Origin of the sequence: Brevibacillus sp. AY1 (genome assembly GCF_029870785.1) — a bacterium.
Lineage (GTDB): Bacteria > Bacillota > Bacilli > Brevibacillales > Brevibacillaceae > Brevibacillus > Brevibacillus invocatus.
In genome coordinates this window covers 146,323-164,246 of the sequence record NZ_JAFLPN010000001.1, presented here as the reverse complement: position 1 = coordinate 164,246, position 17,924 = coordinate 146,323, and the positions used below count along the sequence as shown (strand labels likewise).

The window sequence follows — 17,924 nt, the reverse complement described above, 5'->3', positions numbered from 1 at the left end:
TCGAACGAACAGACTGTCACACTTCATTATAGGATATCTGACCAAAGAAGGTCAACCTTTAGTTCATTTTATTCTTGAAATCCCGCCAAAAAATGATAGTGAATATGGAACACTTCCTGACCGCCTTCTTTTCCGCAATTGTTCACGAGGCGGAATCCCTTCAATTCCAGTTTTTGTGCCAGCTTTTGGGCAACCTGATGGATATGGCCGATCAACGGCAGATCCTCATCTGTCACGTCCATCAGAGTAGGAATCGGTTTGCGCGGAATGATCAACAGATGGACGGGAGCCTTTGGCGAAATATCGTGAATGACGATAACCTGATCGTCCTCATACTCTACACGTGCCGGAATTTCTTTTTCCATGATCCGGGTAAAAATACTTTTTTCCATGACTGAAAAACTCCTTTCGAACATTCATCCGCTATGCGATCTGCTCGTATGTATAAATTGATAATAGTACCATGATAGCGAACCAAGCATAGCGAATCAATCCCCGCGTCCGGCATTTTTTCCTTGCGACATCGAGTAGTGCGTGATAGCATGACCTCGAGGTTTGGACCGAACATCATCCCCAATTCCCGTAAAAGACCAACGGATATCACGATAAAGGAGTTTGTGGACATGAAACCAATCGCACTGCAACAAGCCGCCATTCATGCGGAAGGACTGCTGCTCAAGGGAAATCCGGAGTCGGCGATCACCTCCGTACATTTTGATACCCGCCAGCTGGCACCCGGCGCTTTGTTTGTTGCGATCCAGAGCGGCGCCAGAGACGGGCACGATTTTCTCTTGCAGGCAGTGGAAAAAGGAGCAGCGGCAGCGTTGATCTCTGATCAAGATAAAATACCGTCGCAACTACCAGAGGATTTTGCGCTTATTCTCGTCAACGACACCTTGCGGGCATTTCAGAAGTTGGCTGCTGCCTATCGAAAAGATTTCTCCGCCACGCACATCGCCATCACGGGAAGCATCGGCAAAACCACGACCAAAGACATCGTGGCGCACATCCTGGAGAGTCAATATTCCATCTATAAAACGTACAAAAATCATAACAACCACATTGGCGTTCCTTATTCTTTGCTGCAGGTCGAACCCGAGCATCAAGCAGTCGTGCTGGAGCTGGGGATGAACCATGCTGGAGAAATTGACCTGCTCGCTTCACTAGTAAAGCCGGAAATCAGCGTCATTACGTACATAGGCGAATCGCACATCGAGTTTTTTGGCACGAAAGAGAAGATTGCCCTAGCTAAAGCCGAGCTTCTTCCCCATACGGCTTCAGATGGCCTGGTGCTATTGAACGGCGACTCGGAGTATTTGCACAAGGTTTCCCACTTGTATGCAGGCGAGATTCTGTACTACTCCGTCACTCAGGAAGCAGATATTTGGGCTGACCAGATAGAACCATTCGAAGACGGGATGCGTTTTGAGGTATGCTTTGCGTCTGGCGAGCATTTTCCTGCTTTTCTGCCGCTCTTTGGCAAGCACAGTGTCCTGAACGCCTTGCCTGCGGTTGCGATTGCCAAAAGACTCGGAATGACGAATGACCAGATCGTTGAGGCCCTTGCTTCTGTAAAGCTGTCAGCCATGCGCTTTGAAAAAATACAGTCTGCCCACGGTGCGCTCTATGTGAGCGATGCGTACAACGCCAGTCCGACATCGATGGAGGCGGCGATCGGTACGTTTGCTGAACTCTTTCCCGAACGCAAAAAAGTGCTGGTCTTAGGAGACATGTTCGAGTTGGGACTGGAGAGCGACGATTTGCACAGACAGGTAGGAGCGTATGCGAATCAGCTGCGCGAGCATTTCGAGCTGCTCGTGACGATCGGCGATCACTCCCGATTTATTTCAGAAACGTACGACGGGGAAAAGCTTCATTTTGCGACCAAAGCGGAAGCCACACAGGCATTGCTTCCCCTGCGTGATGCAAAGCACGCTTTTCTGCTCAAGGCCTCTCGCGGTATGGAGCTGTGGACGATCCTACCAGATCTGGAACACGCATAAGCATACAAAGCGGTCAGACCCACTTTCATTTCATGTAAAGATATCGAACTGTTTTTCACAGAAAAAAGCCGCTTCCCATGATCGGAGAAGCGGCTTTTTCTATTATACATAGGAACGTTAATCCAGTGACTCAGCATCGACCACGTTGCGCTGCTTGTCAGCGTGGCGCTCAAGGGCAAGCTGAACCAGTCGGTCAATCAACTCGCTGTAGCTGATGCCGGCAGCCTGGAACAACATCGGATACATGCTGTATGGTGTAAATCCTGGCATTGTGTTCACTTCATTAATGTACAGCTTATCGTGTTCTTCATCCCAGAAGAAGTCAACCCGCGACAACCCGGAACCGTCCAAAGCCTGAAACGCTTTTTTGGCAATTTCGGCGATTTGCTCTGACACATGCTGTGGCACCTTCGCCGGAATCGACAACTCTGTCCCCGCACCTTTGTACTTGGCTTCGTAGTCGTAGAATTCCTTGGCTGCCACAATCTCACCGACTACCGATGTGATGGTCTCTTCATTGCCCAACACACCAATTTCCAGTTCCCTTGCTTTGACAAATTGCTCAACAATCATTCTCCGGTCAAATTTGGCTGCAATATTCAGCGCCTCTTCAAGCTCGGATCGATTTTTTGCCTTGCTGATCCCGACGCTAGAACCCATATTTACGGGCTTGACGAAGCAGGGGTATCCTAGCTCCTGCTCGATTCGGTCCATCGTTGCATCGCGGTTCTTTTCCCACTGTGAGCGCAGCAGCCCCACATAGCGGACCTGAGGCAATCCCGCTTGGGCAAAGACCGTCTTCATCATCCATTTATCCATCCCGACAGCAGATGCCATTACGCCTGTCCCTACATAGGGGAGATTGGACAGCTCCAGCAATCCCTGAATGGTTCCGTCTTCACCATTTGGACCGTGGACGACCGGAAAGAATACATCCACTTGCTGTCCAATCGAGAAAGGAGAGGCTGCCCGCGACGAACGGACAAGTCCTGTGCTCATCTGTTCAGCATCGTTCTCCCCGTTCGTCAACCGCAGGGAAGCAATGGATTCAGGCAGCAAGCCACTCATGGCATCTCCCTTGATCCAGGCACCATCCAACGATACATAGATTGGTGTAATGTCGTATTTATCCATGTCCACCGCTTTCATGATGGACAAGGCTGTGCGCAGTGAAACCTCGTGTTCCGAGGATTTTCCTCCGTAGATAATACCGAGACGAATTTTCTCTCTACCCATTTTGTTTTGCCCCTTTCCTCTCTGTGCTGTCAGAGAGCCTAACCCGTATCGTTCTTTATCATTCTATGCAATAACCCAGCAACTGGCTCTATGCCTGGTTGAATCCACATTTCAGCATACACAAACCATTCTGTAAATACAAGGTACACAAGAATCACGACTTCGCTGACCTTGGCATATCCTGCCATTAAATCTTTCCTTCATGGAGGGAATTCCATGAGAGACTATCTGCTGTTTTGTACGTATTGCTCTACCTATACTCTCCTGCATGGCTTTGATAAGGAAAGCGGAGAATTTCAGGGTGAGTATTCCTTGCTGCATAACCATTATACGGGAAACAGCATCGTCCTCAACAAATTTTTGTTATCTCACCTCGGTCACAGCATCCGCTCCATCCCCTCCCAGACCGATGAGTACAGGGAGATCATTTGTACCGCGGAACACTTTCTGGAAGACGACATCGACAAGTACGTGGAAGAGAGCAAAGCCAGACAAAAGTATCAGGAACGCGACCGAAAAAGTGAAAGAGAGATTGGCCAAATACAGGTGTACTTGATCGAGCATCTACTCTCCCACGAGCTGTATACCTTGTCTCAGATGCATGCCTCCACGCCGGCAGAGAGCCAGGTTTTTCTCGGTCAGGAGTTGGGATTCAAAAAGGCACTGGAACTCGTTCGTCGCGTCATGAGTGACAAGCAGTTCAGTGCAGGTAGCTAATTGTACGAAAGCAAGAGAGGGACGATCCCGCTGTGTACGCAGCCTGCAGGATTGCCCCTTCTTCATGTATGGAGCGCTTGTCCACTGAAAGACTAGCGCCGGTTTCTCACTTCAAAAATAGCGAACTTCAAGTAGTGTCCTTCATCAGCCCCACTGATTTGCGGATGATCTTTGCCAGCGCCGCGCCATTCGATCAGGCGGAGGATCTTTTTCGCATCTACCGCCGCCTCCTGGATCGTCTCCAGGAACAGATCAGGCGACATGTGGTACGAGCAGGATGCTGTAACTAAATAGCCTCCTGACCGGACAAGCTTCATGCCGTTCAGATTAATATCCTTGTAGCCTCTGCATGCCCCTTTGACTGCGCCGCGAGATTTGGCAAATGCCGGAGGATCCAGAATGACGACATCCCAGGATCGTTCAGCCTCCACCTGTTCACGCAAATAATCGAAAGCGTTGGCTACCACAAAATCGACGCGATGCAAAAAACCGTTCAAGGTAATGTTGCGCTTGGCGGTTTCAATCGCATGTTCAGATATATCCAATGCTGTGACCTTTTTGGCTCCGTGCTTGCAGGCGTTTAAAGTAAACGAGCCCGTATGCGTAAAGCACTCCAGCACTTCGGCACCGTCCCAAAATGGATTTTTGATTACTTTTCCTCGTTTGTCTACAGGCACGAGTTTATTTTCATTCTCGACCTCCACTGTTTGCAGGGTAATCCCGTGCTTTTCCCCCCAGCCCTTCATCAACGGCTGGATCGAAGCGCGATTTTCCCGCTGATCGTAGAAAAAGCCTGTTTTTTGTCCTTCGATGATGTCCACGATGTACTTCAATCCGTTTTCCTCAATCGTCACTTCTCGCGGACATTCTCCGTAAAGTACTCCCTTGCCTTGCTCAAGCCCTTCCAGTTGGCGTACAGGCACATCATTGCGCAAATAAATGCCCTGTGGGGAAAACACCTCGACCAGCGCATCACGAATCCAGTCCAGACGCTGTTCCATACCAAGTGAAAGCACTTGAGTAACCAAGATGTCGTTGTAGCGATCCACGATCAAACCAGGCAGAAAATCCGCTTCTCCGTAAAGCACCCGGCACGCTTTCGGGTTATCGACAAAACGGGTTCTAAACGCTGCTGCCTCGCGGATTTTACGCAGGAAAAAGTCATAATCTATTTTTTCCTTGGGATCGTAGCTCATGATGCGTACGATCATTTGTGAGGCCGGGTTGATGTAGCCTTGTGCAAGAAAATGCCCCTGATGATTGACGACCTCGACAATCTCTCCAGGTACTGCATCCCCTTCAACCTGGGCGACTTCTGACTGATAAATCCATGGGTGGCCTGCCTCCAGCCTCTTCTTCCGATGCTTATGTAATTGTACTCGTGTCACTATATTGAGTCCTCCTAGTCATGCCTGTCTTCGTACAAGCATAGCGTATAATAGTTTGCTTTATCCCCATCCCCCAGCTTCGTGCACCTCTCGCTGGAAGGAGGAATCCTGTTGTTTTCCATCCTCGCCCCGTTTACGATCGGGCTCAGTTTTTTTCTGTTCGGCATGTTTGCGATGCGTTCAGGCTTTCAAAACCTGGCGGGTAAAAAAATGGAGCAATGGATGTACCGGGTCACTCGCACCCCTGTACACAGCTTCTGGATGGGCTTGATCACGACCTTTATCCTGCAGAGCTCCAGCGCCGTAACCGTGCTGACGATTGGCTTGACGAATGCTGGAATGATTCCTTTTTCCCAAACGGTAGGAATCATTCTCGGAACCAATCTGGGCACTACGGTAACCACTGAGCTGATTGCCCTCAAGCTCGAATCCTTCGCAGTGCCCATGCTGCTCATCGGTGTCGCTCTCTGGCTGATGCCACGACGAACACCACGATGTCTTGGATTGGTTGTCGCCGGATTCGGGTTGATTTTTCTAGGTATCGACACATTAAAAGTGATGGCAGCGCCTTTGGAACAATCTGAGACGTTCCGCTCTCTCTTTTCTGAAAGCCGCCATTCCATCTGGATCGGCCTGATTACCGGCATGGTCTTCACCGCCTTGATTCACAGCGGCTCAGCGACGACTGTCATCACGATGGGGTTGATGAGCCATCAGATGATGTCGATGGAAACGGCCTTGGCTATCGTGCTTGGAGCCAATATTGGAACCTGCTTCACTGCCGTTATTGCCAGCATCGGTACAAATACCGCTTCCAAGCAGGTCGCCTGGTGCCATACCTTGTTCAATGTTGCGGGAGCGCTTGTCTTTTTGCCTTTTCTTTCCCAGCTTGCCCTCGTCAGCGCCTTCCTAACAGATAACGTATCGATGCAGATCGCCCATTCCCAGACGATCTTCAATCTCATCTGCTCCCTTGTCGCCCTGCCTTTTACGGATCAGATTGCCCGATTCATTCAATGGCTGATTCCGGATAAAAAGGTGCGAGGCTAATGGGTTTGATCAAAAGGAAAACGGAATGAGAAATAGGGACGTCACGACACCAGCAACGATCATGGCTACGGTAGAGGCCGCTGTCTGCATCTGGGAAATCCGGTTCAGACTGGCCGTACCGATGGCATGAGCGCTCGTCCCTACTGCGATGCCGATCGCCCTGTCGTCTGTTATTTTCGCCCAGGCTAGCACAGGACGGGCAAAAATGGTTCCGATAAAGCCTGTCAACGCTGTAAACAAAGCTGCCAATGCTGGAATTCCGCCAATGGAGTGAGCCAGCTCCAACGCGATTGGTGTGGTGACGGATTTGCTTAGCATGCTATGGACCATCGTCTTGTCATATCCGAAGCTGGCATGAATGATGAGTACAGAAAGGATGGATACTGCACAGCCTGCTGCTACACCCAACAAGACACCACGCCAGATGTGAGCGAACTCTTTTATCTGTTTCGCCAACGGTACTGCCAACGCAACGGTTGCAGGACCTAGCCAGAATGAAATCCAAGATCCTCCCGCCGAAAAGACCTCCCAGTCGTTGCTCAGCAGCCACCATGCAAACCAGACGAGCACTACAGCTACGATTAACGGCTGAAAACGAGGGTAACGCGCCGCAATCAAGGTTGCCACCACATAGCCTACCACAATTACCAGGATGGCGAAAAGTTCGTTAAGCATCGAATGATCTCCCCTCCTGTGGCAAATTTGGTTTTGCTTGATCCCGCTGATCCTGCTGTCTGTTTACATACCACTGGACGACTCGTCCCGACACGATCATCACCAAAAACGGGCCTACGACAAGCGAGACCAGGATCGGCCACGGATCCTGCGAAATCAGACCCATATAGGAAGCGACACCTGCAATGATCGGGACAAAAAACAGCATCATATGCCGGATCAAAAAGCCGCTCGCTTTCTCCACCCAATCCATTCGAATCCAACCCTTGCATAGGGCAAGTGTGAGCAGCAGCATGCCCAACAGATTTCCTGGCAATGGAATGTGGAGCCATTTGTTCGCCAACGTTCCTGCTCCGTAAAAAACGAGCAGGATCAGTATGCCATTGACGATTTTCATCTCTATTCCCTCTCTCCTCATTACGGTTTTGAATAGGTCTGTCTCTATTTGTCCATAAAGGAAACGGAAGAAGCCCGACCAACTACTGGGTCAGGCTTCCTCTCTTTCTTGCTAATATCCGCTGCCTGTAGGTGCATGACCAGACACAATGGAAATCCCCGAGCTGGTACCGATACGTGTAGCGCCTGCTTCAATCATCGCCAATGCTGTTTCACGGTCACGGACGCCACCGGAAGCTTTGACTCCGAGGCCTTCTCCTACCGCTTTTCGCATCAAAGCAATATCCGCTACAGTAGCTCCACCTGGCCCAAAGCCGGTAGAGGTTTTGACGTAATCCGCACCTGCTTCCACGCACAATTTGCAGGCAATCTCTTTTTCCTCGTCTGTCAAAAGTCCTGTCTCCAGAATCACTTTGAGCAGAACATCGCCAGCTGCCTGTTTGACAGCAGCCACGTCGGAACGCACCAGATCCAGATCTCCGGATTTGAGTGCGCCCACGTTGAGAACCATGTCCACTTCTGTAGCACCATTGGCAATCGCGTCACGAGTTTCAGCTGCCTTTACAGCAGAAGTATTGGCTCCAAGAGGAAAACCGATCACGGTACATACTTTCACATTGGTTCCACTCAAAAGCTTCGCAGAACGTGCCACCCAGTACGGGTTCACGCATACAGAGGCAAAATCGTGCGCTTTGGCTTCTTCACACAGCTTGTCGATCATCGTTTCAGTCGCTTCTGGCTTCAGAAGGGTATGGTCAATATAGGCATTCAACTTCATGATTTACACCTCAATCCCTAAATGTTCAAACGCCAGACGTAAGATGCTGTCGTTGTTCCGGTATCCGCGTTCCTGCTGCAGGGTCCACGCTTCACTGGCTGAATGCCAATGAACATCGTTGATCTCTTCCAGCTGTACGGTGATCTCTGTGTTGTACGCTTCGACCAGATAGTAGTGAACTTCTTTGTTCACGACCTCTCCTGTCGCTGCTTGGGTATATTCGTAGTAGATCGTATCGAGCTTTTCTCCCAGGCGTCCGGCCACTCCGGTCTCTTCCAGCACTTCGCGCAATGCCGTTTCCTGGATGGTCTCGCCCAATTCCTGCTTGCCTTTTGCCAACGTTACCTTGCCATATCGGTCTTCGATCAAGAGAAGCATGTATTCTCCGTCTTGTTGGCGGTAAACGACGCCTCCTGCCGAAATCTCCGTCATATGGCTCGCTCCTTTAAAAGGGGTAACTGCTCCTGCTCCAAAACACGGACGAATGTTCCCTGGCAATATTCGGTTCCAGGCCCATCCAGGCGTACTTTGCAGATTTTCCCGATCATACTTTCGTCTCCTGCAAACACGACATTCAGATAGTTATCCGAATACCCCATCAAGAGCCCGCTGTCCGGTGCATCCTTGAATGGGCGCTCAGGGATCACTTCCAGTACATCGCCGACAAATTGTTGGGAGTAGGCCATTTGCAGCTCTTTGTTCAGTTCCAGCAGTTTCGCCACGCGCTCGTGTTTGATTTCCTCTGGAACTTGATCCGTCATCCGAGCTGCCGGAGTACCCGTGCGCATCGAATAAGGGAATACGTGCATCTCGGCAAAACCGATCTTCTGCATGAAGGCGTAGCCCTCTTCAAACTGCTCTTCAGTCTCTCCCGGGAAGCCTACGATTACATCGGTCGTCAATGCCACACCCGGAAGCGCTTCGCGGACCTTGACCATTTTTTCATAGAATTCAGCCGTCGTGTACTTGCGGCGCATCCGTTTCAGGACTTCATCATGTCCGGCTTGCAGCGGCACATGCAGATGTCGCACAACACGGTCGGAATCATTGATTACCTGAATCACTTCATCCGTGATTTGGCTGGCTTCGATCGAGCTGATCCGGATTCGTTTCAATCCTTCTACCTGATGCAAGTCCAGCAGCAGCTTGGCAAGATTGTAATCCTCCAGGTCTTCCCCGTAGCCGCCTGTATGGATTCCGGTCAGAACGATTTCCAGATAGCCGGCTTCTACCAGCTTTTTGGCTTGCTCTACCACACTCTCCGGTTGGCGGGAGCGCATCAGGCCGCGCGCCCAGGGAATGATGCAGAAGGTGCAGAAGTTGTTGCAGCCCTCTTGAATTTTGAGAGAAGCGCGCGTACGATCTGTAAAATTAGGTACATCCAGCTCCTCGAAATCACGCGCTTTCATGATGTTTCCGACCGCATTGATCGGTGTACGCTCGAGGCGAATTTGATCCACGTATTCAATCAGTTTTTCTCGCCCTTGTGTACCGACAATGATGTCCACGCCTGGAATTTGAGCGATCTCACTCGGAGAGGTCTGCGCATAGCACCCTGTCACGGCTACGATTGCATCTGGATTACGGCGAATCGCACGGCGAATCACTTGGCGGCTTTTTTTATCCCCTGTATTGGTTACGGTACATGTATTGATGACGTAAACATCGGCTTCATCCTGTTCAAAGTCAACACGCTCATAGCCGTCTGCCTTGAACAGCTGCCAAATTGCTTCTGTTTCATAGCTGTTCACTTTACAACCCAATGTATGAAAAGCAACGGTAGACATTGCTATTCCTCCTTTCTTCTACGCTTCTCCACCAGTGCCAGCAGCTGCATGTTTTCGTTCGAACTGGTAGGAAGCGCAAGCCAGCACATACTGACTCGCTGTTTCTGTACGCAGGATGCGCGGTCCGAGTGAGATCGGCAAGAACCCGTTCGACTCCGCAATTCCTACTTCCTCTGGAGAAAAGCCACCTTCTGGTCCAATCAGTACGAGCAGTGTATCGTCTCCCTGCAATTCATCCAGCACCTGATGCAGCGTAGTGCCGCCTTCTTTTTCATAGGCAATCGCACAGCGAGTATACGCATTGGATGCTTTCAAAGCCTCGCGAAACGAGACAGGTGGAAGAATTTCAGGCAATACAGCCCGATGGGACTGTTCGGCTGCTTCTTTTACGATCTTGCGCCAGCGTTCTAATTTTTTTGCTTCTTTTTTAGCGTCCAGCTTGACGATAGTGCGTTCAGATGAAAACGGAAAAAAGGAGTACGCCCCAAGTTCCGTCCCCTTTTGCAAGATCCACTCCATCTTCTCGCCCTTTGGCAACCCTTGTCCAATCGTAATCCGGATTGGCAGCTCACATTGTTCATCCAAAAGCTCCAGCACCTGTGCCTTTACTTCCTTGGAGGACAGCATGACTAGCTTGGCCAAAGCTGTTCGTCCGGCGCCATTCGAGACAAGGATTTCCTCGCCTTCTTTCGCACGCATGACATTTACGATATGGTGTACATCGTCGCCTACTATCGAAATCTCGTCTTCAGAAAAGAGATCTGGCTCGACAAAATATCGTTGCATCTCGCCAACCTCACTATTCTATCGTTTTTTTGACACAATTGCCACCCAATCATCGATGCAAATGGTTTCCACGATCTCAAGTCCTGACTCTGCCAAAGCTCGTTTTACGTCTGCCTCTCGCGCTTCGATAATGCCCGAAGCAATGAAGGTTCCGCCTGGCTTCAACACCCGGGATACATCATCTGTAAAACGGACAATCACTTCTGCCAGGATATTGGCGATCACGATTTCCACCTGCTCTTCGATTCCATCCAGCAAATTATTCTGTTTCACTGTAATCTTTTCATGGACGCCATTCAGCTCGGTGTTGGCTTGTGCAGAACGCACTGCAACTTCGTCCAAATCCATTGCCAGGACGTGTTCAGCACCCAGCTTGACCGCAGCAATACTGAGAATGGCTGTTCCAGTCCCTACGTCGTATACACGATCGCCAGGCGCCATGTACTTTTCGATCGCCCGCAGGCAAAGGATCGTGGTCGGATGTGTGCCTGTACCGAAAGCCATGCCGGGGTCCATCTCAATGATCAACTCTTCTGGTGATCTCAGCTCGTACTCTTCCCACACCGGCTTGATCGTCAAACGATCCGTGACGTGTATCGGCTTGTAGTACTTTTTCCAGGCGTGGGCCCACTCGTCTTCGTGAACATCATTGACAGCAATCGTTGCTTTGCCAATATCCAGTCCGTATCCTGTCAATTCGGCCAACTGTTCCTTCAATTCTTCCACTACATCGATCAATTCACGACTGTCAGCTGGCAAATATGCCTTGACGAATACGCCCTCGGCTGGAAAATCATCCGGGGAAAGCTGGTAGATTTCACCAAATGGCGTATCCCAATCGCGATAGAGAACCTCCGGATCCTCAATGACGACGCCGTTGGCACCCAATTCATACAAAAGGCTGGACACCGCCTCTGTAGCTTCCGCAGTTGTATGGATACTGATTTCTGACCAATTCATGAACCTACCACTCCCCACATGATCCTATTACACAGCCTGTTGTGATCCTAGACGCTGCCGCGGCATTATTCGACGCGGAACGCCCGTTTCATTTTTTCAAAAAAGCTCTCGTCTTCTACGCCACCGCCGTGTTGCCCCGGTTTCTCCCCTGACAAGTCGGCCAGTTCACGCAAAAGCTCTTTTTGCTTGTCACTGAGCTTGGTAGGTGTAATCACACGTACCTTGACATGTTGATCTCCTCTGCCGTTCCCGCGCAAATGAGGAACTCCCTTGCCACGCAGACGAAAGAACGTTTCGGTCTGGGTACCAGCTGGAATTTTTAGCTTGACACGGCCATCCACCGTCGGGACCTCGATCTCGTCGCCAAGTGCTGCCTGTGTATACGTAAGCGGAACTTCGCAATAGATATCGTTTCCTTCACGCTCAAAGAACTCATGCTGCTTGACGCGCAATACCACGTACAAGTCTCCTGGAGGTCCTCCGTTGGCACCTGGTTCTCCTTCGCCAGAAACGCGAAGTTGTGCGCCATCGTCCACACCGGCCGGAATGTTGAGGTGGATCTTGCGGCGTACCTTGACCCGCCCGCTTCCACGGCAGGAAGAGCACTGCTCTTTGAATACTTTCCCTTTTCCTTCACAAGTCGTACAAACACGTCGATTTACAATGCGGCCAAATGGCGTGTTCGCTGCCACTTCCTGCTGTCCCGTTCCACTGCACGTCTTGCACGTTTCCACGCCGGTCCCTGGCTTTGCTCCAGAACCGTGACAGGTATCGCACTCCGCTTCTTTCGGGATCTCTACGTCTGTCTCCTTGCCAAACACGGCATCGAGAAACTCAATGCTCAAGCCAAATTGTAAATCGGCGCCTTTACGTGGCGCGTTTGGATTCGCTCTTCTCGCACCGCCGCCGAAAAACATATCAAAAATATCGCCAAAGCCACCCATGCCCGATCCGTCAAAACCGCCACCGCCAAAGCCCTGATTGGGGTCCTGATGTCCAAAGCGGTCGTATTGCGCCCGTTTTTGCGGTTCCGACAGGACGTCGTAGGCTTCCTTTACTTCCTTGAACTTTTCCTCGGCATCTGCCTCTTTATTCACATCCGGGTGATACTGACGCGCAAGCTTGCGATACGCTTTTTTGATATCATCCGCGCTCGCATCCTTGGCTACGCCCAGCACCTCGTAGAAATCGCGTTTCATCTCCTAGATCACTCCCATGACAGTCAACTGTTATCATAGCATGTGACAGACTTGAAAAAAAGTCAAAGTCACAGCTCGTGACTTTGACTTTCAGTGGGTCACATTGTGAAGAAAAGGCCAACGTGATTACTTTTTGTCGTCTACCACTTCATAGTCGGCATCTACCACGTTGTCTTTCTTCGCTTCCCCTTCCGCTCCTGCTCCTGCTCCACCTTGTGCCTGAGCGGCTTGCGCAGCCTGCTCATACAGCTTCATGGAAATTTGCTGAACAATCGCAGAGAGTTCGTCCTTGGCAGTCTTGATTTCTTCGATGTTGCCGCCTTCCAGAGCCTTTTTCACTTTATCCTTGGCTTGGTTTGCGGAATCGATCTCAGCCTGATCTACCTTGCCCTCTACGTCTTTCAACGTTTTCTCCGTCGTGAACACGAGCTGGTCTGCTTCATTGCGCACTTCTACTTCTTCCTTGCGCTTTTTGTCGGCTTCAGCGTTCAGTTCCGCTTCTTTTACCATGCGCTCGATATCTTCATCGGACAGTCCTGTATTGGAAGTGATCGTGATGCGTTGCTCCTTGCCAGTACCCAAGTCTTTCGCGCGTACGTTCACAATCCCGTTCGCATCGATATCGAAGGAAACTTCAATTTGCGGGATACCGCGTGGTGCTGGCGGAATGTCCGACAGGTTGAAGCGTCCCAGTGTTTTGTTGTCGGCTGCCATTTGGCGTTCGCCTTGCAATACGTGAATTTCTACAGAAGTCTGGTTGTCAGCCGCTGTGGAGAAGACTTGAGACTTGCTTGTAGGAATCGTGGTGTTGCGGTCAATCAGCTTGGTGAATACACCACCCAGGGTTTCGATCCCCAGCGAAAGTGGAGTTACGTCCAAGAGAACGACGTCTTTCACATCACCAGTAAGTACACCAGCTTGAACAGCTGCTCCCAACGCAACCACTTCGTCTGGGTTCACGCCTTTGTGCGGCTCTTTGCCGGTAAATTTCTTGATCGCTTCCTGTACAGCTGGAATCCGTGTGGAACCGCCGACGAGGACAACGCGATCAATTTCGTTCGGAGTCAGTCCAGCGTCTTGCAGCGCTTGACGAGTAGGACCCATGGTGCGTTCCACGAGATTTGCTGACAGCTCTTCGAATTTTGCACGAGTCAGATTCAGCTCCAAGTGTTTTGGACCTGTCGCATCTGCTGTGATGAACGGCAGCGAGATGGTCGTGGTCAATACACCAGAGAGGTCTTTCTTCGCTTTTTCAGCAGCGTCTTTCAAACGTTGTTGCGCCATGCGGTCTTTGGAAAGATCGATTCCGTGTTCTTTCTTGAACTCGCTCACGAGGTAATCCATGATCACCTGGTCAAAATCGTCTCCACCGAGTTTGTTGTCACCGGAGGTCGCTTTCACTTCAAAAAAGCCCTCAGACAGTTCCAGGATGGATACGTCGAATGTACCGCCACCCAGGTCGAATACCAGCACGGTCTGGTCTTCCGATTTTTCCATTCCGTATGCCAGAGCAGCAGCAGTCGGCTCGTTCACGATACGCAGAACTTCCAAACCTGCGATTTTACCTGCATCCTTGGTCGCTTGACGCTGGCTGTCATTGAAGTACGCTGGTACGGTGATAACTGCCTGTGTTACGGTTTCACCCAGATAAGCTTCGGCATCCGATTTCAGCTTTTGCAGGATCATCGCGGAGATTTGCTCAGGAGTGTACTGCGTTCCCTCGATGGTCACCTTGTGATTGGTACCCATATGACGCTTGACGGACATTACGGTGTTGTCCGGGTTTGTGATCGCTTGGCGCTTCGCAGCTTCCCCGACGATGCGCTCGCCGTTTTTATATGCGACCACCGATGGCGTGGTGCGATTTCCTTCCGCATTGGCGATTACAACGGGCTCGCCGCCTTCCATTACAGCAACACAAGAGTTTGTGGTTCCCAAGTCAATACCGATTACGCGACTCATACAAAATTTCCTCCTAACACTTTGCATCGAGATATGTTAATAAATATGGTTACGACTGTCTTAAGCGTTTACCTTGACCATCGATGGGCGAACTACACGATCCTTGAACATGTAGCCTTTTTGCAGCTCTTCGACGACAATGCCGGAATCTACATCTGGCTCCTGGGTTTGCATGACAGCCTGATGGATGTGTGGATCAAACGGCTGACCAGCCGCCTGGATGGCTTGCAGTCCTTCTTTTTCAAAGACTTGAACCATCTGGCGGTAAACCATGTCCACGCCTGTCAACAGGGACTCTACCGTCATGGATTCCTTGTCCGCTGCCATTGCCCGCTCGAAGTTATCCAGTACAGGCAAAAGCTCTTCCACAATCTTTTGCGAAGCGTATTTCGCCAGGTCTTCCTGCTCCTTGCGAACACGTCTTCTCAGGTTATCCATGTCGGCCATGGCACGAAGCATTTTACTCTGGTTTTCTTCTGCTTGCGCCTTCCACTGAGCTGCTTCTTGCTCCCAGTTTACGTCAGTCGCTTCAGTCTGCTCTGCCGTCTCCGTGTTTTGCTCCTCTTCGGCTGTCATTTCTTTCGTCCACTTTTCATCACTCAACTCGTAATACCTCCTGCGGCTCTGCACCGATCTAAAGGATCGGCAGCCCTTTCAATCGTTACCTTCATTTATTTCTCAAACTGCGAAGTCAGCATGCGCGACAGCCCTTCAGTCAGATGATTGAGCACGGTGATGACTCTTCCGTATTCCATCCTAGTCGGACCTAGAATCCCCACCATTCCCACCGGCTTTCCGCCAAGAGAATAGGAAGTGGTGATAATACTGCATTGCTTAATCGCGTCTAGCTGATTTTCTTGACCGATGCGCACCGTCAGGCCATTTGCCTGGCCTCCGAGCAGATGAAGCAGCTGATCGTTTTGTTCCAACAGCTCCAGGATGTCTTTTACCTTGTCAACGTCCCGAAATTCCGGCTGATTCAAAATCTTTGTCGCCCCTCGCAGACAGACACGTTCTGTTTCTTCCTGTATGAGTGACTGATCAAGGATTTGAAGCATTTCCTCGTACTGCTCGGTATGTCGCTTCATTTCACCAGATATCTCCTGATACAGGCGTTGCCGCAGCTGCCAGAGCGGCACGTCGGCTAAACGGTGGTTGAGGAGGTTAACCAGTTGTTCAATCTCACTGGCACCGATACCCTCAGGAAGATCAATGAGTTTGTTTTCCACGCGCCCCGTATGCGTGACAACAATCGCTACTGCCTGCGCCTCGTTCAATGGAACAATCTGCACATTTCTCAGCTTATGCTCAAAAATTTCAGGACCGAGCACAATCGCCGTGTAGTTGGTTAGCTGTGTTAAAATCTGGGCTGTGTACTCCACCACTTGTTCGGCGTGGAAAATTTGTTCGGCAAACAACTGTTTTAGTTTAACCAGATCTTCCTCATTTAAAAGATGAGGCTGGATCAGGTTGTCAACGTAAAACCGGTATCCTTTCGTAGAAGGAACGCGGCCTGCCGAAGTATGCGGCTGCTCCAGATACCCCAGCTCTTCCAGGTCTGACATTTCGTTGCGAATCGTAGCCGATGAAAAGCCGATGTCTTCCCGTTTGGAAATCGTGCGGGAGCCAACAGGTTCGGCAGAATGAATGTAATTATCGACAATCGCATTCAAAATCAGTTGTTGACGGTCTGATAACATAAGCTCACTTCGCCTCCCTGTTGTTAGCACTCCTATCCAGCGAGTGCTAAATCTACTTACTAAATTATCAATAGTAGAAGGATTTGTCAACGGACTTTGGCGAGTTATTACGCGATTTTCGACAGGATTTACCGTAAAAAGCGTGCGAACACCTCATTGCCAAGAGGCAAGCCTTTTTCGGTCAGCCGCAAATAACCACCTTTTTCTTCCAGCATGCCTTTCTCTCTTTCTTCCTTCATGATTGTTCCGAAAACATCTTGGGCTGCCACGCCAAATCGGTTGGCAAACCGAGGCAAATCGACCCCTTCTCTCAAACGCAAGCCCAATATCATTTGCTCTTCCATCGCATCTTCCACTGGGACGACAAACTGCTCCACTCGCGGCAGACCTTCCTTGCTCATCTGCAAGTAGACAGCCAGCGGTCCGGCGTTGACATGTCTTTCTCCATTTACATAGCCGTGTGCTCCTGCACCCAAACCATAGTATTCGTTATTGAGCCAATAGGTTTTGTTATGTTGGCTTTCAAAGCCCGGCTTGGCGAAATTGCTAATCTCATATTGTGCGTAGCCCTGTTTCTCCATCTCCTCGATCAAGATGAGGTACATCTCAAGCTCGGTTTCTTCTGAAGGCAAGGGCAGCTGATCCTTCTGGTAGAGCGTGTGGAACAAGGTATTTTCCTCGACCTTTAGGCTGTATGCGGAAAAATGAGTCGTCCCCAGGGCAAATGCCTTGTCCAGTGTCTCGCGAAAAATCGGCAGCGTTTGGTCTGGCAAACCGAACATCAAGTCGATCGTCAAATTCTCGAAGCCAACGGAACGGGCGTTGTCCACACTGCGGTACACATCATCCGTGTTGTGGATGCGGCCCAATCGCTTCAGCAAAGCATTGTCGAAGGATTGAACGCCAAAGCTGAGACGATTGACACCCAGCTCTCGCATCAACCGCAGCTTGTTTACATCGGTTGTTCCCGGGTTGGCCTCCATTGTAAATTCCACATCGGGAGTCAGATGACGTCCCAAATAGTGCTGAACGGTTTCCAGAAACATCCGCATTTGTTCCTGATCGAGAAAGGTCGGCGTCCCTCCGCCTACAAAAATCGTTTTCACAGGCTCCAACTGCCGATTGGCAAAGGTGAGCTCCATCTCCCGCTTTAACGCTTCGAGGTAATCCCACACCAATTGCGGGTTGTTGGTCACAAACGAGTTGAAGTCACAGTAGTAGCATTTATTCGTACAAAAGGGAATGTGGATATAAACCGAGTGAGGCATGACCCGCTTCCCTCCTTTC

The 17,924-nt window shown here is 50.4% G+C and carries 18 protein-coding genes; 3 read left to right on the top strand and 15 right to left on the bottom strand.

What is annotated here, in order from left to right; genetic code table 11:
• Window positions 1–68: 68 nt before the first annotated feature.
• Entirely contained in the window at window positions 69–392 is a 324-nt protein-coding gene (locus JZI27_RS00850; protein ID WP_122907201.1) for a histidine triad nucleotide-binding protein, read from the bottom strand.
• A 231-nt stretch (window positions 393–623) separates the two neighbouring features.
• Here JZI27_RS00850 and JZI27_RS00845 point away from each other — a divergent pair, with 231 nt between their 5' ends.
• On the top strand, window positions 624–2,003 hold the full coding sequence (locus tag JZI27_RS00845) for a UDP-N-acetylmuramoyl-tripeptide--D-alanyl-D-alanine ligase (RefSeq protein ID WP_122907202.1): 1,380 nt from the start codon (window positions 624–626) through the stop codon (window positions 2,001–2,003).
• A 117-nt stretch (window positions 2,004–2,120) separates the two neighbouring features.
• Here the strand turns inward: JZI27_RS00845 and JZI27_RS00840 are convergent, their stop codons facing one another.
• The gene (locus JZI27_RS00840) at window positions 2,121–3,239 is read right to left on the bottom strand and encodes a D-alanine--D-alanine ligase (protein ID WP_122907203.1); all 1,119 of its coding nucleotides are present in this window, start codon (window positions 3,237–3,239) and stop codon (window positions 2,121–2,123) included.
• A gap of 216 nt (window positions 3,240–3,455) precedes the next feature.
• On the opposite strand from JZI27_RS00840, the gene JZI27_RS00835 reads away from it, so the two are divergent.
• A complete protein-coding gene (locus JZI27_RS00835) occupies window positions 3,456–3,956 on the top strand; it encodes a hypothetical protein (RefSeq protein ID WP_122907204.1) in 501 nt (166 codons plus the stop codon).
• A 92-nt stretch (window positions 3,957–4,048) separates the two neighbouring features.
• Here JZI27_RS00835 and JZI27_RS00830 read toward each other — a convergent pair whose 3' ends face one another.
• Window positions 4,049–5,344, bottom strand: coding sequence for a class I SAM-dependent rRNA methyltransferase (locus JZI27_RS00830; protein ID WP_280206288.1), 1,296 nt, complete (start codon window positions 5,342–5,344; stop codon window positions 4,049–4,051).
• A gap of 108 nt (window positions 5,345–5,452) precedes the next feature.
• Between JZI27_RS00830 and JZI27_RS00825 the strand changes: the two genes are divergently transcribed.
• Window positions 5,453–6,394, top strand: coding sequence for a Na/Pi cotransporter family protein (locus JZI27_RS00825; protein ID WP_122907351.1), 942 nt, complete (start codon window positions 5,453–5,455; stop codon window positions 6,392–6,394).
• 9 nt (window positions 6,395–6,403) lie between these two features.
• Here JZI27_RS00825 and JZI27_RS00820 read toward each other — a convergent pair whose 3' ends face one another.
• The 12 genes from JZI27_RS00820 to hemW all read right to left on the bottom strand — a co-directional run bounded on the left by JZI27_RS00820 (window position 6,404) and on the right by hemW (window position 17,905).
• Window positions 6,404–7,069, bottom strand: coding sequence for an LrgB family protein (locus tag JZI27_RS00820; protein ID WP_122907206.1), 666 nt, complete (start codon window positions 7,067–7,069; stop codon window positions 6,404–6,406).
• A complete protein-coding gene (locus tag JZI27_RS00815; protein WP_122907207.1) occupies window positions 7,062–7,466 on the bottom strand; it encodes a CidA/LrgA family protein in 405 nt (134 codons plus the stop codon). Before JZI27_RS00815 ends, JZI27_RS00820 begins: the two co-directional genes overlap by 8 nt.
• A gap of 111 nt (window positions 7,467–7,577) precedes the next feature.
• Complete coding sequence (gene deoC, locus JZI27_RS00810; protein WP_280206285.1) at window positions 7,578–8,243, bottom strand: deoxyribose-phosphate aldolase; 666 nt, start codon at window positions 8,241–8,243, stop codon at window positions 7,578–7,580.
• Window positions 8,244–8,246: 3 nt separating this feature from the next.
• The gene (locus JZI27_RS00805) at window positions 8,247–8,675 is read right to left on the bottom strand and encodes an NUDIX hydrolase (RefSeq protein WP_280206282.1); all 429 of its coding nucleotides are present in this window, start codon (window positions 8,673–8,675) and stop codon (window positions 8,247–8,249) included.
• Window positions 8,672–10,030 (bottom strand): tRNA (N(6)-L-threonylcarbamoyladenosine(37)-C(2))-methylthiotransferase MtaB, encoded by a 1,359-nt coding sequence (mtaB, locus tag JZI27_RS00800; protein WP_280206280.1) that lies wholly within the window; start codon window positions 10,028–10,030, stop codon window positions 8,672–8,674. Before mtaB ends, JZI27_RS00805 begins: the two co-directional genes overlap by 4 nt.
• Before the next feature lie 18 nt (window positions 10,031–10,048).
• A complete protein-coding gene (locus JZI27_RS00795) occupies window positions 10,049–10,816 on the bottom strand; it encodes a 16S rRNA (uracil(1498)-N(3))-methyltransferase (protein ID WP_122907211.1) in 768 nt (255 codons plus the stop codon).
• An 18-nt stretch (window positions 10,817–10,834) separates the two neighbouring features.
• A complete protein-coding gene (prmA, locus tag JZI27_RS00790; RefSeq protein WP_122907212.1) occupies window positions 10,835–11,776 on the bottom strand; it encodes a 50S ribosomal protein L11 methyltransferase in 942 nt (313 codons plus the stop codon).
• A gap of 65 nt (window positions 11,777–11,841) precedes the next feature.
• Entirely contained in the window at window positions 11,842–12,975 is a 1,134-nt protein-coding gene (gene dnaJ, locus JZI27_RS00785) for a molecular chaperone DnaJ (RefSeq protein ID WP_280206274.1), read from the bottom strand.
• A 126-nt stretch (window positions 12,976–13,101) separates the two neighbouring features.
• Entirely contained in the window at window positions 13,102–14,937 is a 1,836-nt protein-coding gene (gene dnaK, locus JZI27_RS00780; protein ID WP_122907214.1) for a molecular chaperone DnaK, read from the bottom strand.
• A gap of 60 nt (window positions 14,938–14,997) precedes the next feature.
• Window positions 14,998–15,540: a nucleotide exchange factor GrpE gene (gene grpE, locus JZI27_RS00775; RefSeq protein WP_122907215.1), complete on the bottom strand. Its 543-nt coding sequence runs from the start codon at window positions 15,538–15,540 to the stop codon at window positions 14,998–15,000.
• Between the two features lie 68 nt (window positions 15,541–15,608).
• The gene (hrcA, locus tag JZI27_RS00770) at window positions 15,609–16,637 is read right to left on the bottom strand and encodes a heat-inducible transcriptional repressor HrcA (RefSeq protein WP_251243599.1); all 1,029 of its coding nucleotides are present in this window, start codon (window positions 16,635–16,637) and stop codon (window positions 15,609–15,611) included.
• 128 nt (window positions 16,638–16,765) lie between these two features.
• Window positions 16,766–17,905, bottom strand: coding sequence for a radical SAM family heme chaperone HemW (hemW, locus tag JZI27_RS00765; RefSeq protein WP_122907217.1), 1,140 nt, complete (start codon window positions 17,903–17,905; stop codon window positions 16,766–16,768).
• Between the last annotated feature and the right edge of the window lie 19 nt (window positions 17,906–17,924).

Excerpts from the sequence above, each read along its gene's own strand:
- JZI27_RS00815 (WP_122907207.1), bottom strand. The coding sequence starts at position 7,466 with ATGAAAATCGTCAATGGCATACTGATCCTGCTCGTTTTTTACGGAGCA.
- deoC (WP_280206285.1), bottom strand. The coding sequence starts at position 8,243 with ATGAAGTTGAATGCCTATATTGACCATACCCTTCTGAAGCCAGAAGCG.
- JZI27_RS00845 (WP_122907202.1), top strand. The coding sequence starts at position 624 with ATGAAACCAATCGCACTGCAACAAGCCGCCATTCATGCGGAAGGACTG.
- dnaJ (WP_280206274.1), bottom strand. The coding sequence starts at position 12,975 with ATGAAACGCGATTTCTACGAGGTGCTGGGCGTAGCCAAGGATGCGAGC.
- JZI27_RS00795 (WP_122907211.1), bottom strand. The coding sequence starts at position 10,816 with ATGCAACGATATTTTGTCGAGCCAGATCTCTTTTCTGAAGACGAGATT.
- mtaB (WP_280206280.1), bottom strand. The coding sequence starts at position 10,030 with ATGTCTACCGTTGCTTTTCATACATTGGGTTGTAAAGTGAACAGCTAT.
- hemW (WP_122907217.1), bottom strand. The coding sequence starts at position 17,905 with ATGCCTCACTCGGTTTATATCCACATTCCCTTTTGTACGAATAAATGC.
- JZI27_RS00840 (WP_122907203.1), bottom strand. The coding sequence starts at position 3,239 with ATGGGTAGAGAGAAAATTCGTCTCGGTATTATCTACGGAGGAAAATCC.
- JZI27_RS00835 (WP_122907204.1), top strand. The coding sequence starts at position 3,456 with ATGAGAGACTATCTGCTGTTTTGTACGTATTGCTCTACCTATACTCTC.
- dnaK (WP_122907214.1), bottom strand. The coding sequence starts at position 14,937 with ATGAGTCGCGTAATCGGTATTGACTTGGGAACCACAAACTCTTGTGTT.
- hrcA (WP_251243599.1), bottom strand. The coding sequence starts at position 16,637 with ATGTTATCAGACCGTCAACAACTGATTTTGAATGCGATTGTCGATAAT.
- JZI27_RS00820 (WP_122907206.1), bottom strand. The coding sequence starts at position 7,069 with ATGCTTAACGAACTTTTCGCCATCCTGGTAATTGTGGTAGGCTATGTG.
- JZI27_RS00850 (WP_122907201.1), bottom strand. The coding sequence starts at position 392 with ATGGAAAAAAGTATTTTTACCCGGATCATGGAAAAAGAAATTCCGGCA.
- JZI27_RS00805 (WP_280206282.1), bottom strand. The coding sequence starts at position 8,675 with ATGACGGAGATTTCGGCAGGAGGCGTCGTTTACCGCCAACAAGACGGA.
- prmA (WP_122907212.1), bottom strand. The coding sequence starts at position 11,776 with ATGAATTGGTCAGAAATCAGTATCCATACAACTGCGGAAGCTACAGAG.